The sequence below is a fragment of the Luteitalea sp. TBR-22 genome (assembly GCF_016865485.1).
In the GTDB taxonomy this organism is placed as follows: domain Bacteria; phylum Acidobacteriota; class Vicinamibacteria; order Vicinamibacterales; family Vicinamibacteraceae; genus Luteitalea.
Window position 1 is genome coordinate 2,259,379 of record NZ_AP024452.1, and the last position, 21,293, is coordinate 2,280,671.

The window sequence follows — 21,293 nt, forward strand, 5'->3', positions numbered from 1 at the left end:
GGTCAGCAGCCCTGGTACACGAGCCCGACGAACATGGGCGATGGCACGAGGAAGCCGCCCCATGTGGCGTCGTAGCGGGCGAGCGGCCTGGCGGCGACCACCTCTTCGAGCGAGCGTCCCTGCTTCTTGAGCGCCCCGACGGCATCGCGGGCGTGCAGGAGCATGTCCCGGAACTCCCGCAGGTCGCCCCGGCTGCCAACCGGTCCGTGCCCCGGCACCACGCGCGTCCGCTCGTCGGCTGCCGCAAGGTTGGTCTCGGCTGCGGTAATGGCACCGTCGATGCTGCCGCCCGTCGAGTAGTCGATGAATGGGTAGTGACCGTTCCACCACGTATCACCCGTCACCAGGACGTTGCTGTCGATCAGGTGAACGGAGAGATCGGAGTCGGTGTGACCGGGCGGGTAGTGGCGCAGTAGCACGGCGACGCCGTTGGCATCGAGCTTGTGCAGGTCGCCGACCACGAGGCCCGGGCGCGCGGCCTCCGGTGCCGGCGGGAAGGTGTGGCGCCAGCCCTGGACATGCGTGCTGGTGGACATGTGCTGGTGTGTCCGGGCATGCCCCACGATGACCGCACCGGAGTCGTGCAGCCAGGCGTTGCCGTCGGTATGGTCGAAGTGCCAGTGCGTGTTGACGACGTGCGTGATCGGCGCCGTGCTATGGCGCTGCACCGCGGCGAGGATGCGGGCGCGCGACACCGGGAAGCCGGCATCCACGAGGATCGTCGCGTCTCGTCCCGCAACCACCGTGATGTTGCCGCCCGAGCCCTCGAGCATCACCACTCGCTCGGAGACCGGGTGCGTGACGATGTCCGCGTCGATGGCCGACCTCCGTGCCAGGCCGACGACGCCCTCGTCCTCGGCCTCGAGCTGCCGCGGTCGCAGCGCGAGCGCGCCGACCGCCCCCAGGGTCACCAGGAACCGCCGCCGCGACCCACCAACCGACGCCAGGAATGGTTCGAATCGATTCGTCTTCGTCATCTGGAGTCCCTCACGACGCGCGGTGCGCGTCACACGCTGAATCAGCACACCAGGGTGGTCACTCCACGACGAGTCGCCTCGTCACCAGCACCTTCGGCCTGAGACCTGCCGCTGCGTGTGCAGTTGAAGACAGCTTAGGGACCTGTGAGGCGGGCCACATCACCCGAAGGAGGGAGAGTGGACCTGTGAATGTCCACAGGGACGCGGCGGATGCGGGCGTCTCGGCGGCGCGATACGCCAGGCGACCTGGCGGTAATGTGCCTACGCCGCTCGGAGCTCTGCGAGTGGTAGGTCACCGCTACCGGATCGAGGGATGTGCAATCGGCGACGGCGACACAACATCGGGTTCGTCAATTCCCGACATCCCGCAAGGAGAGAGCCGTGACGTCACTGCACCGCAACATACTGATGCCAGCCGGCTGCCTGGTGCTGGCAGCCCTCGCCGCATTCATCGCCCAGTCCATGGAGCCGCCGGCGCGAGCGCAGGTGCGGGAGGCGAGGCCTGCCGCGCCGATCGCCGGCCTGTCGAGGCAGCCCACCGCTGCCGCCCGCGCCGCGCTCCTTGATCCGGACGACACCGTGGTCCTGCTGCTCGACCACCAGACCGGCCTGTTCCAGACCGTCAAGGACGTGCCCGTGCGGGACCTGCGCGCCAACACCGTCGCCCTGGCCAGGATCGCCGAGCTGGGCCGGATGCCGATCATCTACACGGCGTCGGAGCCGGGCGGCACCAACGGCCCGATCATGGAGGAACTGACGGCCGTGGCGCCGAGTGCCCGCTATGTCGCGCGCAAGGGCGAAGTGAGCGCCTGGGACAACGCCGACTTCGTCAAGGCGGTCGAGGCGACCGGGCGCAAGACGCTGGTCATGGCTGGCGTGTGGACCAGCGTGTGCGTCGCCTTTCCTGCCCTGCAGGCCAAGGCTGACGGCTACAAGGTCTACGCCGTGATGGACGCCTCGGGCGATGTCAGCGACATGGCCGTCGACGCCACGCTGGCCCGGATGACGCAGGCCGGGATCGTCCCCCTCACGACCAACACGATGCTCAGCGAGACGCACCGCACCTGGAATCGTCCGGATGCCGCACAGTGGGGCGCGCTCTACGCGGAACTCGTGCCCAACTACCGCGCCGTCGCCGAGAGCTACAGGCGGGCGCAGGAGTCCGCGAGGGACTCGAGCAAGTAGGCGGCGCTGCGTGACCCATGCACAGGGGGTTCGCGTCACCGGTGCTGTGGCCGGCCTGCTGGTGCTGGCCACCGGTGCGGCCGCCCAGGTGCCCATCGCCGCCGGCGAGACGGCTCCAGGGCCGTCGGTCAGGCTGGGTGGCCAGATGCGGCAGCAGTTCGAGCGATTCGCCAACGAGGAGTGGGGCGCCGAGCCCCCAGATCACGACGGTTACTGGCTGCAGCGCTACATGTGGCGCCTCGACGCGCGCATCTGGCGCCGGGTGCGACTGTACGGCGAGCTGAAGAGCGGGATCGAGATCGGGCGTGCGGGAGGCCCGCGCCCCCCGGACGAAGATCAGCTCGACCTTCATCAGGCGTTCGTGGAGGTCTCGCGTGGTTCGGTCGCGTGGCGCATCGGTCGCCAGGAGCTGGCCTTCGGTTCGCAGCGCCTCGTCAGCGCACGTGAAGGACCCAACGTGCGGCAGACGTTCGACGCGGCCAGCATCATCGTGACGCGACACGGATGGCGCCTCGACGCGTTCGGTGGCCGCTATGTCGGCACCGCGCCGGGCGTGTTCGACGACGCATCCGACACAGGACGGTCGTTGTGGGGGCTCTACGCGGTCAGATACGACGACCGGAGGCAGCGAGGCGTGGACCTGTACTACCTCGGGTACCGGCGGGCCGCCGCGACTTTCGATCAAGGGAGCGGCCGCGAACTGCGGCACTCGGTGGGCGCCCGCGCGTGGGGCAGTCGGGGGGCGCTCGACTACAACGTGGAGGGGGTGGTCCAGGCGGGGAGATTCGCGCGTGCCGACATCCGGGCCTGGACCCTGGCGTCGGATGTCGGGTACCGCCTCGACACGTCGCCCGGATGGGTGAGGGTCGGGATGCGAACCGACGTGACCAGCGGCGATCGCGATCGCGACGACGACCGCCTCGGGACATTCAACCCGCTGTTTCCGAAGGGCGCGTACTTCGGGCTGATCGCCTCCGCCGGTCCGTCCAATCACAGTGACCTGCATCCACAGGTGTCGATCACGCTCCGCCGCACCGTCATCGTCACGGCGAGCTGGCTGATGTTCTGGCGACGGCAGGTCGACGACGGGATCTATGACCTGGCGGGCAACGTGTTGCGCTCCGGTGAAGGCACCCGTTCGCGGTTCGTCGGGCATTCGCCGGGCATCGAAGCGGAATGGCAGGTCACCAGGCGGCTGTCACTGACCGGTGACGCATCGCTGTTCACCGCCGGCCCGTTCATCCGCGAGTCCGGCCCGGGTCGCACCACCCGCTTCGTCGCGGCGTGGGCCACGTACCGATTCTGATTGGAGGCAGGCATGAAGAGGCTGACCCGAGCATCGTTGGCGGCGGTGCTGCTGTCCACGACCGCCGTTGTCAGGGCACAGGACGTGCCCAGCCTGATCATCCACAACGCACGGATTGCGACCCAGGCCCCCGTCGCGGTCGGGCCGTCCGCGGTGGCCGTGAAGGGCGAAAAGATCATCGCCATCGGGTCGGATGCGGCGATGCTGGCCCTGCGTGCGCCGTCCACCACGGTCATCGATGCGCAGCGTCGACGCCTGATCCCGGGTCTCAACGACTCGCACCTGCACCCGACGCGAGCCGCCCGCTACTACGCGGCCGAGTTGCGGTGGGACGGTGTGCCGACGCTCGCGCAGGCGCTCGACATGGTGCGTCGTGCCGCAGAACGCACGCCAGAGGGGCAGTGGGTCCGCGTCATCGGGGGATGGTCGCCCTACCAGTTTGCCGAGAAGCGCATGCCAACGCCCGAGGACCTGACACGCGCAGCGCCCGACACGCCGGTCTTCGTGCTCCATCTGTACAGTGGGGGCATCTACAACAGGAAGGGCATCGAGGTGGCGCGACTGCGCGACACGTCCGCGCCCGAGGGCGGCACGATCGAGAAGGGGGCCGATGGGCAGCCGACCGGCCGCATCCTCGCGACGCCCCGCCCGACGATTCTCTATCAGGCCGTGGCCCGCCTCGGAGAACTGTCCCCCGAAGCGCAGGCATCGTCGGCGCGCCACTTCTATCGCGAGATCAACCGGTTCGGTGTGACGTCGGCCATCGACGCCGGTGGCGGCGGGCATGCCTATCCGGCGCAGTATGCGGCGACCGTCGACCTCGCGCGCACGACCGGGCTGCCGCTGCGCATCTCGCACTACCTGTTCGCCCAGACTCCGGGGCAGGAACTGGCAGACATCCAGCGCTGGGTGGGCAGCGAGCGACTCGGCGCCAACCTCGACGTCCACCACGAGAATGGTCTGGTGCTCGAAGGGGCCGGTGAAACGCTGGTCTGGTCGGCAGGAGACTTCGAGAACTTTCGCGCCGCCCGCCCCGACCTCGACGCGAACCCGGCCTGGCGCGAGGAGTTGACCGCCGCCGTCCGCACGCTGGTGCGGCATCGCTGGCCGCTTCGCCTCCATGCGACGTATGACGAGACCATCGACCGGATCCTGTCGGTGCTCGAGACGGTCCACCGCGAGGAGAAGGCCGAAGGCCGGCCGGGGCTGACGGACCTGCGTTGGGCGCTCGACCACGTCGAGACGATCCGACCAGCCAACATCGCGCGGATCAAGGCGCTCGGCGGCGGCGTGATGGTCCAGGGACGGATGGCGTTTGCCGGAGAGGATTTCATCGCCCGCTATGGTGCGGCGGCGGCCGCGCACGCCCCGCCCGTCAGGCAGTTGCTGGCGGCAGGGATCCCGGTTGGCCTGGGCACTGATGGGACGCGCGTCGCCAGTTACAACCCGTGGCTGGTGCTGTACTGGCTGGTGTCGGGCAGGAGTGTCGGCGGCACACCGCTGCTGTCCAAGGCCAATCGGCTCGATCGTGCCAGAGCCCTCGAGCTGTTCACGGTTGGCAGCGCCTGGTTCAGTGGCGAAGGGCACCTCAAGGGGCGCATCGCGCCCGGCCAGTACGCCGACATGGCCCTGCTCAGCCGCGACTACTTCGCCGTGCCCGAAGACGAGATTCCGCACATCGAGTCCGTGCTGACCATCACTGGCGGGATTGCCGTGCATGCCGCGGGCGCGTACACGCATCTGGTCCCGGATCTGGAGCCCATCCTTCCGGCCTGGTCGCCAGTGCGGCTGTTCGGCGGGTACAACAGGTCGCTGGATGTGAGACCGGCCTCGCGGGCCACCACCTCGCCCGCCAGTCGGTGAGGCGCCGGCGGATTCCTCTTGCCCCGACCAGCGGGCAGGGCTACCGTGCCGCGGCGCTCTTCAGCAACCGGATGGCTTCGGCCACCAACCGTTCGCCACCACCGGGCGCGATGCGCGAGTTCACCGTCTCGTAGCTGCCCTCCGCGAAGGCCTTCTCGGTCGGGATATACGCGGGGTTGTCGTTGCTCAACTCGATGACCAGCGTGTGCGTGAACGGCGAGGCGCGCTTGATGGCCAGACCGAGGTCGACGAACACCTCGCCGGGGAGCAGCACGATGGCCAGGTCCGACGCCAGGCGGAAGACCTGCACCTCGGCCTGCAGGTTCGGCTCGCGGCTCGCGAGGTCCAGCGTGGAGACGATGTCCACCTGCGTCAGGAACGGCAACGCGTCCGTCCCCACCTTGGTCATGTCGGCGCGCGCCGCGGCGACCTTGGCGTCCGACACCGGACGCAGGGGCAGCGTGACCACGGCGGACGCCGCGCCGAGCGACGGCGTCGTGATCGGCGTACGCGGGCGCGCCGACAGCACGTCCGCGGCCAGTTGGAGTCCGATCGAGTGCGAGTTCAGCCGCCGCCGGCCACTGACGTCGAGGTGGTTGATGTCGCCGCAGGTGCCGAGACCGAAGACCGAGATGAACCCGTCGCCGAACTCGCGACGCAGCTCCTGTTCGAGGTGTCCGGGGTAATCGGCGGAGTACGCCGTGCCGCCGCCCATCGTGTCGAGGTGCAGCGCGAACACCGTCAGGGCACCGACCGGACTGCCACCCTTGGTGATCAGCACGAAGGGCACGTCAGGATCGGTGGGACCAGCGACGCGCACGATGTCCGGATTCAGGGTCCCGGGATTGAAGCGCACGGTGCCGTCCTTCATGTGGAACCGGCGATTGAAGGAGACTCGGTCCTCGTTGGCCAGCGCGAACTCGAGTGACGCCGGTGACACACCGGCGTTGGCGGTCACGATCACCTCCACGAGCCGATCGCGCAGCATCTCGGGATACTTCACCGAGGCCAGTGGATCGGCCCCGAGCCTGGCGGCAGCCTGCTCACTGAACAGGCGGGCCCGCGGACCCGAGAACATCGGGCCGGTATGGGTGTGTGTCGCCGTGATCGCGATGTTGGCGACCGGGATCCCGGTCTTCTGCGCCGCCAGTGCGCGGACCTCCGTGGTCAGTCCCTGCGGGACACCAATCAGGTCGGCGACGACCAGCGCCGTCTTCGTCGTGCCCTGGGTGAAGACGATCGCCCTGGCCTTCAGTGGATCCTTCGTGCCGGTGCTCAGGCGCTCTGTGAAGTAGCCGTCCATCCGATAGCCGAGGGGCGGCGTGATCTCGATCTCGGCCAGGCCGACGCCGAGGGGACCCGTCTGGGCGGTCGCCTCGCCAGCCAACGTGAGGATTGCGGCCATCACGCACAGGAGTCTCTGGAGCATCCGCCTACACTACCGCATCGACGGGCTCCCCTCGCGTCGCGCCGACACGACGCGTCACGCTCCTTCAGTCGCCGTGTTCGCTGGAACGGCGCACGCTGACCGTTTGCCCGAGAACGGTGTCCAAGATCGCATGCGGGTAGATGGAGCGGGTGGCATGCGCGTGTTCGTGCGGCTGGCGCTCAGCGCTATTGCGGCTCTTCTGTGCGAGTGCAGCGCCCGGGCTCAGGACGTCGAGCAGGCAGACGTGGCGCCGGCGCGCCCAGCGCACGCGGCTCGGCTGGCCGCCAACCCGCCTGGGTTGTCGCTCGTGGTCCGCACGGCCCTCGGGAAACTGCGGTTTGCGCAAGGTGAACGCCTGACCCTCGACCTCGAGTTTCGGGACGACTCGGGGGCGCGCCCCCTCTTCGACGCCATCGCGTACGACCGCAGCGGCCGCCTTGGCATCGACCGGGTCGTTGTCGTCCCGGCCTCGGGCGTGGAAGACCCGCTGCGCGACTACTACCGTGCCATGGGGTTCGGCTTCGTTGGCGGAGGCATGGCGACCCCTCCCGCGCCGCTCGACGGGCTGACGACACTCTCGCTGGACGTCAACGAACACGTCCGCTTCGTGCGGCCGGGAACGTACGTGCTGTACGTCGAGTCGCACCGCTTTCGCGACGCGAACGTGACGCCGCCCCGTGACCCGGTGGTGGTCGTGTCGAATCTGCTGACACTGCAGATCACGGCGCCCGTGCTCGATGCGGGCGCCATCACGATGCTGCCTTCGCGGGCACTGCGGTTCGCAGAAGGCCCTCGAGCGGCGGAGGAACTCGCGCGTCGCATCCTGAGGCTCGAGGGCGAGGTGAACCGAGTGGGCACCGAGGGGCACGAGCTCCGTTTCGGGCTCTATGGGACGCAGCATCGGACAGAGGCGCTGAAAGTCCTGCGCGAGGGGCTGGCCACTGCCTCGCGCGCGGTCAATGACGCCATTCCGGCCATCGCCGCATTTCTGGACGTCATGATCGCCATGCCGCGCGACACCCAAGAGGACCAGCCGGACCAGGGCACGGGTGCTGCCTTGCGCGCTCGCGAGCGCATGCGCCGGTATGCCTGTCAGGTGTCGTACTGGCAGGGACAGGCTCTGGCCGCCGGGCTCCGCGGCGGCCCCGCGGACGTGGCCCGCGCCAGCGTCTCGTTCACCGATGAGCCGCCGGCGCACTGTCCGCCTGCTCCGCCCGTGAACGTCGCGGGTGTGCTCCCGGCCGTGTTCGATCGACTCGATTCGGCGCAGCAGGGGCTCATGCTGTCGTACCGGTGGGGACACGTCGCCGGTCCATCCATGCTGCCCGTCCTGCGGCAACTGGTCTCCGCGCCGGACGTCGAACGCGAGGCGCGGGACGCGGCGCTGGTTCGCCTCGGGGAGCTGGCACCAGACGAGGCCGCGCGCCTGTCGCGCGAGGACGTGGTCGCGGGTCGATTCCGCTTCAGCACCAGGGCGCTGCGTCTCGCGTCGGCGGACACCCCGGCCCTGACGCAGGCACTGGAGCGTCACCTCGCCGATGCGCGCGCGCAGTCGACACCACTCTCGGATCTGCAGGACGGGCAAGGCGCGATGGCGCGCGGACTGCTGCCCACGATCGTCCGGTTGGCAACGCCGCGGACGTGTGCCGCGCTCGTGGAGTGGCCAAATGGCGAACCGGCCTCCTGCGCTGCCCGCGCGAGCGTCGTCGCTTGCGCCCTCGCCGTCGACGGCGAGGGGGGACCGCGCTTGCTGCGCGAGCACTTGAGCGACAGTCGCTCCTATTGTCGAGACGAGCTTCCAGACACGCTGGCGCGCGTGTGGCCGCAGCACGTGCCGGAAAGCGCGCTGGTCGAGGCCTTGTGGCACGAGCGCTCCCGTGTGGCCGCCAGTGCGGCGCGTGCCCTGGCGCGCATCGGGACGGCCTCCGCTCGTGTCGCCCTCTGGCGTCGGCTGGAGGCCTGGCACCAGCGGTGGGAGGGCCGTGCCGACGAATTGCACGTCACGATGCCCAGCGTCGACGATCCTGCGTCACAGGAACTCGGACTGGCGCGCGCCTTGCGCGAAGCGCTGCTGCGTGGGCGCGGCTGGCTGACCACGGCCGAGGACCGGCTGCGTGTGCGGGACTCCTGCGTCACGCAGGCCTGCCGGCAGGAGTTCTCGCCGTTTGTCGGCGGCCCGCCGGTGCGCCTCGTCGTCGTCGAGTCCGAGGAGTGGACGGGGCAGACCGTCTATCGCGCCGATGGACAGGCCTTCCATACACTGCACGACCTGCTCGAGCGCCTGGTGCTGTACCCGAAGGCCGTCACCATCGCGTGGCGTGCCGGCTCCAGTCATGCCCAGGCGCGCGCGGCGGCGCTGTACGAGGCGCTCGCCACTGCCGCGGCGGAACGCGGCCTCGCTGTCCTGGCGCAGCCGCCGCCGGTGACGCCGTGACCATCCGCCATCGCCTGGCGTGCATGACCGTCGTCGCGGTGGCAGCGACAGCCGTGGCGGTCAGCGCTTGCGCTCGCTTCACACGCGCGTGAGCAGCGCCAGGTCGGCGGCGATGAGCGCTTCCTTCTTGACGCGTCCATCGCTTCAGTTGACGCTCACGTGCCCGCGCTCGAAAGCCTGTCGGGGTGCTGCTCGACGTCCACGGGCGTGAACGGAAGGCGCAGACTCGTGAAGCCTGACGCCTCGCAGGCCTGAGTAGAGCAGCTCCGGCACTACTTCGCGCATGATGTTGGCCTCATTGCCATCGCCGACCGATCGGACCGAGCTCAGGTGACGTGAGGGCCTTGCGCCGGTCGCGTCGAGCGCGTGCTGAAGGAACCGGTGGGGTTCCACTCCGTATTCACTCCGCATGATCATTCGCCGCTCGGTGCGTTTCGCGTACGTCAGCATCGGCGTGGCCCTGTCGATCCACCTGGGCGTGACGCCCGCGGCTGCCACCTGGTCGCTCGTCGCGGTCGATGCACGGACGCGTGAGGTCGGCAGCGCCGGGGCGTCGTGCACACCGTTTGTCGCCGGCATCGTCGCACTCGCGCCCGGACGCGGGGCCATGGTGGCGCAAGCGATGTCCAACGGGGCCGCCCGGCGGCGTGGCGTACGATTGCTGGCCGATGGTGGCAGCCCGAGCGCCATCGTCGCCGCGATCAGCCACCCGACGTTCGACGACACGTTCGAGGAGCAGCAGTACGGGGTCGTGGCGCTGGGCTTCTTCGATCGGCCGGCGGCATTTACCGGCGCTCGCACGCACGCGGGAGCCGGACACCTGCTCGCGCCCGGGGTGAGCGTGCAGGGCAATACTCTCGCCGGCCAGGACGTGTTGACTGCAACCATGGAAGCGTTCACGCGGAGTGCTGGACGTCCGCTCGCCGAGCGTCTGCTGGTGGCCCTCGAGGCCGGCGCGCTGCGAGGCGGTGACCGGCGCTGCGGCGCGCAGACCGCGCAGTCGGCCTACCTGGTCGTGGCGGCACCAGACGACCCGGCGGGGCGCCCGCGTATCCGTCACGTGATCCCCGGGCAGAGCCAGGGCGGTCGCAATCCAGTGCACCTTCTGCGCCGCGCCTTCACCACGGCGGGCGAGCGCTGATCGCTGGCCGACGTCGCATCCCGGCCCGGGGCGAGTGCCTGCCAGCGTGCTTCTTCAGGACGTGCCGTCCCGGCACGAGGCGAGTAGCGGCACAGCCGCTGGCGGCCAACGCAGCCATGCCATCGGTCACCAGCGCATCCTGCCGACAGAGCCAGCGTCCTTCTCGCCATCGAGCAGGCGCGCACGCAGATGCCACTGCGAGGTGTGCTGCGCTTATCGGGCTCTCGGCACGGCAAGTCGGAGTCACCATTGCCCTTGACAAAGAGTGAGTAGGCACTCATTATTCGAGTCATGACGGTGAGGTTCGCGACCCTCCTGGAGAGTCCGCATGGCACGGCCGAAGAGTGAGGACCGACGCAAGGCCATTCTCAGCGCGACGACCGCCCTCATTGCGGAGCAGGGCCTCGGTGCACCGACAGCAGAGATCGCCGCTCGCGCGGGCATACCGCACGGTTCGGTCTTTACCTACTTCGAGACCAAGGCCGGGCTGTTCAACGCGCTGTACCAGGAGTTGACCACAGAACTCACCGACGCCGTGGTCGCAGCGATCTCGCCGGAGGCCGACACGCGGACGCAGTTCGAACAGCTCTGGAGCGCGTGGACCCGGTGGGGCACCTCGAACCCTGACAAGCGACGTGCGCAGGCGCAGCTCAATATCTCGGACCTTGTCACCACCGAAATCCGGGACGCGGCGTACGCGTATGCGGCACCCGTCTTCGCGCTCATCCGTCGGGCCGGCGCCACCGGGCCACTGAAGGACGCGCCGATTCGTTACGCCGGGGCCCTCGTCTCCTCATGTGCCGCCACCACGATCGAGTTCATGCTCCGGGATCCGAAGCGCGCCAGGGTCCTCTGCCGGACCGGGCTGGAAACGGTCTGGCACGCGTTGCACTGACCACGTGCAAGGGGCCGCCGTTGCGATGACCAACTGACCATCATCCAGGAGAAGGACCATGCCACACGTCTGGCTCGTCACGGGGAGCGGAGGAGGATTGGGACGCGCGATCGCCGAGGCGGCGCTCGAGGCCGGGCACCAGGTGGTGGCGACAGCGCGCGACCCCAGGCAGGTCGACGACCTCCGTACTCGCTACGGCGAACGGGTGCTGACGCCACCGCTCGACGTGACCGACGAAGCGCAGGGGCGAGCGGCGGTCGAGTCCGCCGTCGACACGTTCGGCCGACTCGACGTGCTGATCAACAATGCCGGCTACGGCGACCTCCGGCCATTCGAGCAGGTCCCTTCCGACGAGTTCCGCCGGCTTGTCGAGACGTCGCTGTTCGGGGTCGTGCACATGACGCGCGCGGCGCTCCCCGTGATGCGCCGCCAGCGCCGCGGACACATCATCCAGATCTCTTCACTCGGCGGACGCACCGCCTGGCCCGGAAACGCGGCCTACCACGCGGCGAAGTGGGCCGTCGGCGGCTTCACGGAGAGCGTGGCACTCGAGGTCGCGGCGTTCGGCGTGGTGGTGACCGCACTGGAGCCGGGCGCGATGCGCACGAGGTGGGGCGCGCGGGCCAACGCGCGGCACGAGCCGGTCCTCCCGGACTACGAAGCCTCGGTTGGCGCAACCGTGCGCCAACTCGCGGGCTACTGGGGGAACGAGCCGGGCGACCCGGCCAGGGTCGCACGACTCATCCTGCGCCTCGCCGCGGCCGACCGCCTCCCGCCGCACATCCTGCTGGGGAGTGATGCGCTCCGGCTCGCCCGTGAGGCGGAGCGCGCCCGCTCGGCCGACGCCGACCGATGGAGCGCGATCAGCGCCTCGATCGACATCGACGCTGGCCAGTCTATTCTTCCGCTGCCGACCGCCTGACCGTCGCTGAACCTCGTCACATCACGGCCCTTCGATCACGGAGTGTGTCATGTCGAGCGTCGCATCTCTCGCCCCCGTCGCTTCCCCTCGCGCCGTCCGCATTGCCGCGGCACATCTCATCGACGGCGCGCTGGTCGCGTCGCACGGCACCGAGGTGGTCGACGTGCACGACCCGCATGATGGCGTCCTGATCGGCCGCGACACGATGGGCGACGCCGCCGACGTCGTGCGCGCGGCGGGGCAGGGCTGAGCCGTCAACCTCGGAGGATCCGTGCATGCCCGAAGCACTCGAGATCACGACCTTTCGGCTCCGTGACGGTCTCACTGGCGCCGACTTCATCGCCGCGAATGCCGACATCGATGACTACCTGCGACGACAGCCCGGCTTCCGCTGGCGACGCATCGCCCAGGACAAGGACGGCACGATCGTCGACATCGTCGCGTGGGCGTCAGTCGCGGACGGACGGCGAAGCGCGACGGGGATCATGACCGAGATGGCTGAGTCTCCCGTGCACGCGACCATCGACCAGAGCACGGTGGAGTTCCGGCTCGTGCCGGTCAGGCATCGTGTCCCTTGAGACGTCACAGCGCGGCCCGTCCTGTCACGCGTGCGGTTACACTCCTCAGGCCAGGACCCTCTCATGCGCGAAGCACTCACGTTCGCACCACAGAGTCCACCCTCGATGAGGGCGTTGGTACTGGACGCCTACGGCGCGCCGCTCCGGCAGACGCTCATCGAGCGGCCCGATCCGGGCCCCGGGGAAGCACTCGTACGCATTCACGCGAGTGGCCTCAATCCGCTGGACACGAAGATCCGCGCCGGGCGCGCCGACCACGCGCGGCATCCGCTCCCCGCCGTGCTCGGGCTCGACATGGCCGGCGTCGTCGAGGCGGTGGGACCGGGTGTCGCCGAGTTCGGCCCGGGCGATGAGGTGTACGGCATGACCGGCGGGGTCGGCGGTCACCAGGGCTCCCTGGCGGAGTTCGCATCGGTCGACGCCGAACTGCTCGCGCGCAAGCCGACGACACTCACCAGTCGAGAAGCAGCCGCCCTGCCGCTGGTCGTCATCACGGCCTGGGAAGGGCTGGTGGATCGAGCCCACGTCGGTGCAGGGCAGCGCGTGCTCGTCCACGGCGGTGCTGGCGGCATCGGTTCCGTGGCCATCCAGATCGCCCGGGCACACGGCGCCGAAGTCTTTGCCACGGGCAAGGCGGCGCAGCAGGCCTTCATCGAAGGCCTCGGTGCGACCGCCATCGACTACACGACCACGTCGGTGGAGCAGTACGTCGAGCGGTACACGGGCGGAGAAGGATTCGACGTCATCTTCGACACGGTGGGCGGGGCGACGCTCGACGCCTCGTTCGGAGCGGTGCGGGCGTACACCGGACACGTGGTCAGCGCGCTCGGCTGGGGCATCCACTCGCTGGCGCCCTTGTCGTTCCGCGGCGCGACCTACTCTGGCGTGTTCACGCTATTGCCCCTGCTCACGGGAAAGGGGCGCGCGCACCACGGTGAGATCCTGCGGATGGCCGCCCGTTTGGTCGACGACGGGCGCCTCAGGCCTGTGCTCGACCCGAGGCGGCTCACATGGGACACGGTGGACGTCGGACTGGCGGCCATCGAAGACGGTTCTGCGACCGGCAAGCTCGTTGTCGACATCATGGTTTAGCGCGGCGGCGCGGCACCGCCGGCGTATGGATCTGGCCGCCGCTACTCGCGGCCGCCCTTCCGCTGCAACTGCAGGTTCGTCAGCATCACCGGCTGGTCGCCGAGATTCTCGAGCACGATCGAGCCCTGCACCGTGTCCAGGGTGATGGTCGAGTACGCCGAGGCCAGGCCACGGCCCTGGCCGTTCCTGTCGATCTGCAACTGGATCACCGTGAACGGATAGTCGGCAGAGCGCGGACGATCGGCGGCTTCGAGGAAGGACATGCCCTGATCGCTGGCGACGATGACGTGGCGCTCTCCGTTCTCGCCGCGCAACTCGGCCGCGTACCGAAGCTCGAACCCCTGGTCGCCTGGCGCGGCGAGGCGGCCTATCGACGGCGCCTGCTGGAGCGCTTCCTGGAGGCCGGCCGGGCCGCGCTCGGCGAAGGTGTCCATGAAGCGGTTCTTCTCCACCGTTGTCGAGAAGCGGTTGATGACGATTTCGACCGGGCCGAGCTCACCGGTCGGACCCGAGGCCGTGGCAGTGAAGCGCACCCCCTGGATGGCCTCGGGCTGAGCCATCGTCAACGTGAGGCCTGCCAGGCAGGCGGCGAAGGCGCCGACAACACGGCGCTGGTGGTTGCGAGTCATGAACATGGAAGCTCTCCCCGTGCTTGCACGAATAGGACGCAGTCGCCGGTCGGTCAGCTTGCGGCACCGTGATTCCTGCGGGCATGAGTTCGGGTCATACGCACCCCGCTCTGGCGGAGGGACCTCTGCAGGTTTCGGAACCGGGTTTCTCCCCAGTCATGGAGGAACAGGGGAGGCAGCGGGATCCGGTGTCCGGCCGCCGTGATGTCAAGACCGGTCCACAGCGTCACGGCATGGTTGCCACGGCCCAGTAGCCTGACCGATGCGTGGCGGTGGCGCCCTTGCGTTTCACCTTGACTGTCACGCGGCGGTACGTGCCGTCCATCTCACCCCGCGCCGGTGTGTACGCGAGCAGGTAGTGCGACGCCTGATCCCCGGCAATCCGCTTCGCGATCCGCTCGACGTTGTTGGTGTTCTCGAGGAGCAGACCGCCGGTCTCCTTCGCGAGGCGCGCGAGCGAGGCGGTGCCATCCGAGCGGACGAGGTCGGCCTGCTTCTCCAGGTCACGCGTCCACGCGCCCTGTGACCGCCCCTCGTCGCCGAGCGCCACCCGGCCGGCATAGTCCTGCTCACGCGCGGTCGCCGCCACGGCGCTGTGAGCACGGAGACCTGCGGCGTCCACCGGATAGAAGGTCACGCCGGCGCGATTGGCGGCCGCGACCATCGTGTCGAACAGCGTGCGCGCCTGGTCCGAGAGCGGGAGTCCTTCCGAGAACAGGACCACCGCCTTGCGGCCCGTCAGGCCTGACATGCCGGTGGCGATGGCACGGAGTCCCACCGCCGCCATCTGCCCCTGCACGTCGCGCGTGTACCGCTCGTAGGTCTCCGCCATGCGCATTTCCATCGCGTACAGCAGGCGCTCCGGCCCGGCGCCATTCAGCAGCCGCTGGCGGGTCGCGAAGTCCTGTGCGCCTCCGCGTGACTCGGCGCCGACAGTAGGGGAGACGCTCGGGTCGAGATCGATGCCGGTCCTCGTCGACTGCGTCGCGCTCGCGTCCTTGACCACCATGGGCCGCTGCGCCAGCGCCGACAGCGCCGTCCTGGCCGCGGTCCGGTCCTGCGTGAAGTCCTGCGCGATGTGCAAGCGGTGCTCGAGCGCGAACAGCCCCACCCAGTCGCGCGTCGGCATGCCGGCCAGCATGGCGTCGGCGACGCGTGCGGCCATGGCGCGCGCCTCGGGAGACAACTGGTCGAAGACGAAGGCGACGACCGACGGCGGCTCCCCGGCGTCTGCTCCGGGGCTGGCGACAAGTGGAGTTCCGGCCACCGCGCTCGGGATTGCCGGCTCACGTGGACTGGTCCCCGCCGTTGATGCATCGAGGGCACGACCGCCGGGGCCGAAGATCGCCGTGATCGTCTGGCGCGCCCCATCTTCACTGAGTTCGAAGTCCGTCGGGGTGAGGTCGCGTACGGGTATACCCTTGCCGTCGCGGACCACCACGTCGAAAAGAATCGTCGTCGTCGCGCTACGCAGCGCCGGCTGCTGCGCTGACGGCATGACGACCGTCGAAGCCCACACGCACACGACGACGAGTGTGATTCGCCCCATGGCTCCCTCTCTGAGCGGATTGTTGGCTCAGGATAACCGGAGCGCAGCCTCGGGAACCCTGCGCCCCAGTGGCTGAGATGTGCGACCGCAGCCGCCCGAATGCCCGTCACCGCCGTTCGGCGAGTTCCTGCGGGCGATCGATGCTGCCGCGCAAGAGGCCTTCGACCTGCACTGCATCAGGGCCACTTCAGCAGCGCCAGGTCACCGGCGATGAGCGCCTCCTTCGCCCGCGTCCAGCGCTTCAGTTGGCGTTCACGTGCCCGCGCTCGAAGGGTGTCAGGGTGTCGTTCGGCGTACACGAGCGTGACCGGAAGGCGCTGACTCGTGAAGCCCTGAGGCCTCGCCGGCCTGGTGGGTAAGGACACGCGCGACCACATCGCTCGTCTCGCCGACGTAGAGCGAGTCGTCAGCACAGCGCAGGATGTAGACGTAGTGCACGGTGGGACGACAATGGCATCGTCGTCGGGGATAGGGGAAGCCCTTAGACTCTGACGCAGGGCGTCCTCGCTCAGGGCGTCGCCGGCTCGCCGGAGGCGAGACGGTGGGCGAGTCGAATGGTGGAGGCGGCGGGAGTCGAATGACGCGATGTTAAGCCACTGACGCACAACGACTTCCATGTTATTGCTGCTGAGATACGTACCCCCAGAAATACCCCCACACTCGGCTTGATGTGTCCCGCCAGTAGGTGGGACGCCCACAACGCCTTTGTCCCAAAGACTTCCACGACATTCGTTGTTGCCGACTGCATTCACGCTTCGATGACACATCGAGCAAAACTCGAAGCCCTGACACCGATCCAGACTTCGCTCACGCTGCGCGTGAGCTTCGATTAGGCGGAACAGACCAGCTTCAGCTCCTTATTGAGCCACTCGTGTCCGCGGCGATTCAGTTCTTCTTGCGCGCTGCCTGGAGCTTTGTCCACGACTCCGGCGAGAAGGTGGTGTTGAAGAACTTGATCTTGCCATCTTGAATGACGGCGTCCTGCTTGACTTCGAGCGGTGAGACGCCAAGCTTCTGCCAGTCATCTCGATAGACCGTGCCAGACCAAACCAGCTTATTGCCCTGTGCCTGCCGCGTGGCTGCCTCCTCACGCTGCTGCCGGTCGATTTGATCGGTGACCCACCCGCGAATCTGCTCCTTGCCGACAAGCACCCGACCGCTCGACGTGCCCACCACGGCATCGTCGGCAAACAGCGCCATCACCGCACCCGCGTCACGCGCTGCAAGAGCCGCTTCACGAGCCCTCAGTATCGACTCGCCGTCTCCACCCTGCGCTTGAGCAAGCCATCCAAGCCCGACCGTGACGGCCAGGCACGCCCACAGCGTGTGACGTCGTCGTGCCATCGCAAACCTCCTTCGGACAGTCGGCTGACGGGCCAAATGAGCCGCGCGCGTGAACTCGACGGTCGGAACGCCGCTACAGCGCCTATGAGTGGCCTCCGACTGGAAGGGCGAGCACACCCGTGAGCGTGGTGGCGACGGACACACGCAAGGCAGCCCCAGACGTTACTGGTTCGTAGCCACAGCATGCCACACCCTCATCGATCCCTCGAAGTGGTCAGGCCCCACTTTCACGACAGTCGTCGGCGGGCAGCGCGACGGACGACCTATAATGCGATGTAGCCCCTGGTGACCATGATGTTTGCCGATGCCCTGGAAGATGGCTGGCGGCGCGTGTATCTGGCGGGGATCCTGCTGGCGATAGCGGCCGTGCGGGCTGGCGCACAGGATGTCTCTGGCAAGAATTCCGCGTGGGCTCGCGCCGTAGACGCCTACCTCGCGGGTGCAGAGGACAGTGTGCCCTCCGTCTTGCGCCTGTCGACTGAGGAGGTCACGATCCAGTCGCGCGAAGCGCTCGACGCGTGGATGGCGTCGGCCCGAGCTGCCGAAGTCGGCGTGAACGCGCACGACGAGCGGCGCCTTGCCATTCGCCGGGTGCAGGCGGCGGCACTGCTCCCACTGGAAATCCTGTCATTGCTGTCGACGCGCATGCGCCTGCTTCCACCCATGAAGGCGTACGAGACCGCTGCGATGGAGGCATGGAAGCAACTCGGTGATGACGACCTGACCGACCCGCTGCGATCAGGCGCCGAGGAACGCGCGCGGCAGCGACGATTCAGGACGTGGTGGCAGATTGCGTACCTGCAGTTCCTGATGAACAACGCTCGCTACGGAGACTTCAAGGCACATGCGCAGCAGGTCCGGCTGGCCGAGGGCGATGTAGCCCCGCGCGTCGAGGTCTTTCTCCTGAGGGGGATGGTCGAGGAGTCGATCGCGCGCCTGCCGGCGGCGGAGGCCGTGCGTCGCGACAACGAGGAGATCGAGCCGGAGTCGCGGCTGCGCCGCATGACCCGAACCCTCGAGGACGCCGCGGGCTGGTATCGACGTGTCCTCGCGAACGCGCCGGCCCACCTAGAGGCGACGTTGCACCTCGGCCGGGTATTGGTCGACCTCAAGCAGCCACAGGAGGCGCTCCGCACGTTGCAGCCGCTGCTCACGAGCCCGTACGGCACGACCCATTGCGCGCTTGCATCGCTGTTCGCGGGTGAGGCGCACGAGATGCTCCGCGCGAATGACGACGCCGCGATGGCCTATGCGCATGCCGCGAGCCTGAGCGACGTACGGCAGTCGGCTCTCGTCGCCCTCATGCAACTGGCGGTAAGGGCGGGCGATGTCGCCACGGGCGCTCGACTCATCGGACACTTCGCCGAGCGGACACCCCTCGCCGCGCTCGATGGGCCTGACGCGTGGAGTGTGTACCTGCGCGGGCGTCGGCAGAACGTCAACGCAGTGCTGCGGCCGCTGCGCGAGGCGATGGTGCCGTGAGACCGAAGCGGGCATCGACTGCCACCATCGTCGTCGCGAGCCTGATTGCGGCCACGAGCGGGCCTGCGATGCGCCTGACCGCGCAGGAACCGGCCCCGCTATTTCGTGCCGTGGTGGAAGTGGTGACAATCGACGCCTTCGTGCACCTGGACGGCCAGCCGCTCGCCGGACTCGTTCCGGCAGACTTCATCGTGCGCGACAACGGCGTCGAGCAACGCATCAACGCGATTGGTACGACCGACAGCGCGCACGTCATCATCGGCCTCGACCTGAGTGGCAGCGTGGATGGAGACGTGCTACGGCAACTGCGCAATGCCGTGCGGGCCGTGACGGGCCAGCTCACGGCTCGGGACCGACTGTCGCTGTTCACCTTTGACGATCGGCTGCGCGTGCTGGCCCGGGCCGAGGTGCCCGATGTCAAGCTCGACCACGTGCTCGAGGGGATGGCCGCGACGGGCTCGACGACATTGCACGACGCCGTGGTCCTGGGCAGCATGCTGGCCAGGATCGACCAGCGGCCGGCGGCCTTCCTGTTGTTCACCGACGGCGCAGATACCTCGAGCTGGAACACCGTCACCAGGGCGACCGCGGTCCTGCAGCGCACCGATGTCGTGGTCTATCCGGTAGGGGCGGGGTTGCCGACGACGATGATCACCCCATCGACCACCGTGTACTTCCAGCATCCTTCATGGGTCGCCCCGACGCCTGGCGACTCCTTACGGATGCTGCAGGTGCTGGCCGACATCACGGGCGGCGAGTTCCTCCGTGTTCGCCGGGACGCTCGTCTTGCGGAGACGTTCGCCTCCATCCTGGCTCGGTACCGTCAGCGTTACCTGCTGTCGTTCACCCCGACCGGTGTCGGCAAGCGCGGGTGGCATCGCCTCGATGTCCGCCTGCGCAATCGAGCGGGGACCGTCGTCGCGCGCGAGGGGTACATCGCCAGGAATCCCTGACCGCGCGGCTGTCACTCACGAGCGGCCGTGGCGGGTCTACGTCGTTGGTCAAGTGAACCCGTCACGGACGACAAGGGAGGCACTGCGGAGCGCTACGACGCGCATCGTGCTTCCCCGAGCGGTGCATCCACTGCCCCTGTGGTTGGAGGTCGGCGTCGCACGCTTCGCCATGGCCGCGGAGCGCGTGCCCACGGGTGCGACGAGATGCGGAGTCCTTGGTCGTCAACTGGCGGACGGCGACCACGCAACCCTCGTATGCCACCGGCGTCGCCTCGGCAGTGGCGTTCGTGGGCCGGTGAACGCGCCTGCGCAGACCGTGCTGTCCGTGCTGTATTGACGACGTATATACATCTCCGCTAGAGTCAGGGTGGGTGGTCACTGCACCCGGGAGATCCCATGGCGAACGCCGCATCCTGCCCGCGCACGAGCATCAGCCTCCGCATTCCCGACGACCAGCGCGCTCTGATCGACCGCGCCGCTGAGGCGTCCGGCAAGGACCGCACCGCGTTCATGCTCGACGCCGCGACCCGCGAGGCGACGACCGTGCTGCTCGATCAACGCTATTTCCGGCTGGACGCGGATGCGTGGGCCACGTTCACGGCCCTGCTGGATGCGCGGCCGACGCCGAACCCGCGGCTCAAGAAACTGCTGGCTACCAAAGCCCCTTGGGAGCGATGAATCGGGACGCCGACGTGGGCGCTCCAGAGCACCTGGACGCACATCACGACATCGCGGCGTTCGATTCCGGCACGCCCGATCTGGACCTCTGGTTGAAACGGCGCGCGTTGACCAACGAAGCGCTCGGCGCGTCCCGTACCTACGTCGTCTGCGCATCCGGTCGCGTGGTCGGCTTCTATGCCCTGGCCACCGGCGCCGTGGCCCACGAGGCCGTGACCGGGCGCGTGCGGCGGAACATGCCGGATCCGATCCCCGTGATGGTGCTCGCGCGGCTGGCGGTGGACCGGGCCTACCAGGGCCGCGGGCTGGGGCGGGCGTTGTTGCGCGACGCGCTGCTGCGCACCCTGCAGGCGGCCGAGATTGTGGGCATCCGCGCCGTGCTTGTCCACGCCCTCTCGCCGTCGGCCAAGCAGTTCTACCTGCAGGCGGGTTTCACGGAGGCCCCGGTGAGTCCGATGACGCTGCTGGTGACGCTGACTGACGTGGCAGGTCGCGTACGTTCTTGAGCTCGCTTCGCTGGACGCTGACGCCGTGTAAGACATCGGCGCTGAGGCGGGTCCTAGAGGATCGGCAGGGCGTGAGCGACTGGACTCGTGGGCAGGTCGGCTGGTCGATACCCCAGGGTATCGATACCCCCAAATCGTCGGATACCCCCAGAAGTACCTCCGCGGCGCACGGGTGCGCCGCGGACGATGGCAGCGACACGCGCAGCCGACCGACCAGTAACCCGTGAATTGTTGGGGTTTTCGTGAAGCAGAGCCGGACGTCCATGGAACACCATGGACGCCTGCGGACAGCTCTGGACGACTGGTGGAGGCGGCGGGAGTCGAACCGGT

Annotated in this window: 20 protein-coding genes; 14 read left to right on the top strand and 6 right to left on the bottom strand. The window is 68.6% G+C overall.

The annotated features are described in order from the left end of the window. Positions 1-2 precede the first annotated feature (2 nt). Positions 3-977: an MBL fold metallo-hydrolase gene (locus TBR22_RS09230; protein ID WP_239492685.1), complete on the bottom strand. Its 975-nt coding sequence runs from the start codon at positions 975-977 to the stop codon at positions 3-5. Positions 978-1,385: 408 nt separating this feature from the next. On the opposite strand from TBR22_RS09230, the gene TBR22_RS09235 reads away from it, so the two are divergent. The 3 genes from TBR22_RS09235 to TBR22_RS09245 are packed head-to-tail and all read left to right on the top strand — an operon-like array spanning position 1,386 to position 5,331. Next, the gene (locus TBR22_RS09235; RefSeq protein ID WP_239492686.1) at positions 1,386-2,162 is read left to right on the top strand and encodes an isochorismatase family protein; all 777 of its coding nucleotides are present in this window, start codon (positions 1,386-1,388) and stop codon (positions 2,160-2,162) included. Between the two features lie 10 nt (positions 2,163-2,172). Then, positions 2,173-3,468 (top strand): alginate export family protein, encoded by a 1,296-nt coding sequence (locus TBR22_RS09240; protein WP_239492687.1) that lies wholly within the window; start codon positions 2,173-2,175, stop codon positions 3,466-3,468. Between the two features lie 12 nt (positions 3,469-3,480). Next, positions 3,481-5,331: an amidohydrolase gene (locus TBR22_RS09245; RefSeq protein WP_239492688.1), complete on the top strand. Its 1,851-nt coding sequence runs from the start codon at positions 3,481-3,483 to the stop codon at positions 5,329-5,331. A 40-nt stretch (positions 5,332-5,371) separates the two neighbouring features. Here TBR22_RS09245 and TBR22_RS09250 read toward each other — a convergent pair whose 3' ends face one another. Next, positions 5,372-6,760: a hypothetical protein gene (locus TBR22_RS09250; protein WP_239492689.1), complete on the bottom strand. Its 1,389-nt coding sequence runs from the start codon at positions 6,758-6,760 to the stop codon at positions 5,372-5,374. A gap of 154 nt (positions 6,761-6,914) precedes the next feature. Between TBR22_RS09250 and TBR22_RS09255 the strand changes: the two genes are divergently transcribed. From TBR22_RS09255 to TBR22_RS09285, 7 genes are all read left to right on the top strand, one after another. Further along, the gene (locus tag TBR22_RS09255; RefSeq protein WP_239492690.1) at positions 6,915-9,194 is read left to right on the top strand and encodes a hypothetical protein; all 2,280 of its coding nucleotides are present in this window, start codon (positions 6,915-6,917) and stop codon (positions 9,192-9,194) included. Positions 9,195-9,603: 409 nt separating this feature from the next. Then, positions 9,604-10,335, top strand: coding sequence for a DUF1028 domain-containing protein (locus tag TBR22_RS09260; RefSeq protein WP_239492691.1), 732 nt, complete (start codon positions 9,604-9,606; stop codon positions 10,333-10,335). 328 nt (positions 10,336-10,663) lie between these two features. Further along, a complete protein-coding gene (locus tag TBR22_RS09265; protein WP_239492692.1) occupies positions 10,664-11,230 on the top strand; it encodes a TetR/AcrR family transcriptional regulator in 567 nt (188 codons plus the stop codon). 58 nt (positions 11,231-11,288) lie between these two features. Continuing rightward, positions 11,289-12,152, top strand: coding sequence for an SDR family NAD(P)-dependent oxidoreductase (locus TBR22_RS09270; RefSeq protein ID WP_239492693.1), 864 nt, complete (start codon positions 11,289-11,291; stop codon positions 12,150-12,152). 49 nt (positions 12,153-12,201) lie between these two features. Then, on the top strand, positions 12,202-12,402 hold the full coding sequence (locus TBR22_RS09275) for a hypothetical protein (RefSeq protein ID WP_239492694.1): 201 nt from the start codon (positions 12,202-12,204) through the stop codon (positions 12,400-12,402). A 25-nt stretch (positions 12,403-12,427) separates the two neighbouring features. After that, positions 12,428-12,730, top strand: a complete 303-nt coding sequence (locus TBR22_RS09280; RefSeq protein WP_239492695.1) for a hypothetical protein — start codon at positions 12,428-12,430, stop codon at positions 12,728-12,730. A gap of 105 nt (positions 12,731-12,835) precedes the next feature. After that, entirely contained in the window at positions 12,836-13,822 is a 987-nt protein-coding gene (locus TBR22_RS09285) for a zinc-dependent alcohol dehydrogenase family protein (RefSeq protein ID WP_239492696.1), read from the top strand. A 41-nt stretch (positions 13,823-13,863) separates the two neighbouring features. On the opposite strand, the gene TBR22_RS09290 is transcribed toward TBR22_RS09285, so the two are convergent. The 4 genes from TBR22_RS09290 to TBR22_RS09300 form a co-directional block, all read right to left on the bottom strand. Beyond that, positions 13,864-14,457 carry a hypothetical protein gene (locus tag TBR22_RS09290; protein WP_239492697.1) on the bottom strand — a complete coding sequence of 198 codons (594 nt, stop codon included), beginning with the start codon at positions 14,455-14,457 and terminating at the stop codon, positions 13,864-13,866. A 220-nt stretch (positions 14,458-14,677) separates the two neighbouring features. Further along, complete coding sequence (locus TBR22_RS09295) at positions 14,678-16,000, bottom strand: VWA domain-containing protein (protein WP_239492698.1); 1,323 nt, start codon at positions 15,998-16,000, stop codon at positions 14,678-14,680. 276 nt (positions 16,001-16,276) lie between these two features. Next, the gene (locus tag TBR22_RS26925) at positions 16,277-16,438 is read right to left on the bottom strand and encodes a GIY-YIG nuclease family protein (RefSeq protein WP_370651437.1); all 162 of its coding nucleotides are present in this window, start codon (positions 16,436-16,438) and stop codon (positions 16,277-16,279) included. 447 nt (positions 16,439-16,885) lie between these two features. Continuing rightward, positions 16,886-17,344: a DUF4440 domain-containing protein gene (locus tag TBR22_RS09300; RefSeq protein WP_239492699.1), complete on the bottom strand. Its 459-nt coding sequence runs from the start codon at positions 17,342-17,344 to the stop codon at positions 16,886-16,888. Positions 17,345-17,629: 285 nt separating this feature from the next. Between TBR22_RS09300 and TBR22_RS09305 the strand changes: the two genes are divergently transcribed. From TBR22_RS09305 to TBR22_RS09320, 4 genes are all read left to right on the top strand, one after another. After that, positions 17,630-18,826, top strand: coding sequence for a hypothetical protein (locus tag TBR22_RS09305; RefSeq protein ID WP_239492700.1), 1,197 nt, complete (start codon positions 17,630-17,632; stop codon positions 18,824-18,826). After that, positions 18,823-19,779: a VWA domain-containing protein gene (locus TBR22_RS09310; RefSeq protein ID WP_239492701.1), complete on the top strand. Its 957-nt coding sequence runs from the start codon at positions 18,823-18,825 to the stop codon at positions 19,777-19,779. Before TBR22_RS09305 ends, TBR22_RS09310 begins: the two co-directional genes overlap by 4 nt. 396 nt (positions 19,780-20,175) lie before the next feature. Beyond that, positions 20,176-20,457: a DUF1778 domain-containing protein gene (locus tag TBR22_RS09315; protein WP_239492702.1), complete on the top strand. Its 282-nt coding sequence runs from the start codon at positions 20,176-20,178 to the stop codon at positions 20,455-20,457. Beyond that, the gene (locus TBR22_RS09320) at positions 20,454-20,963 is read left to right on the top strand and encodes a GNAT family N-acetyltransferase (protein WP_239492703.1); all 510 of its coding nucleotides are present in this window, start codon (positions 20,454-20,456) and stop codon (positions 20,961-20,963) included. The genes TBR22_RS09315 and TBR22_RS09320 overlap by 4 nt, the downstream gene beginning before the upstream one ends. Positions 20,964-21,293 lie beyond the last annotated feature (330 nt).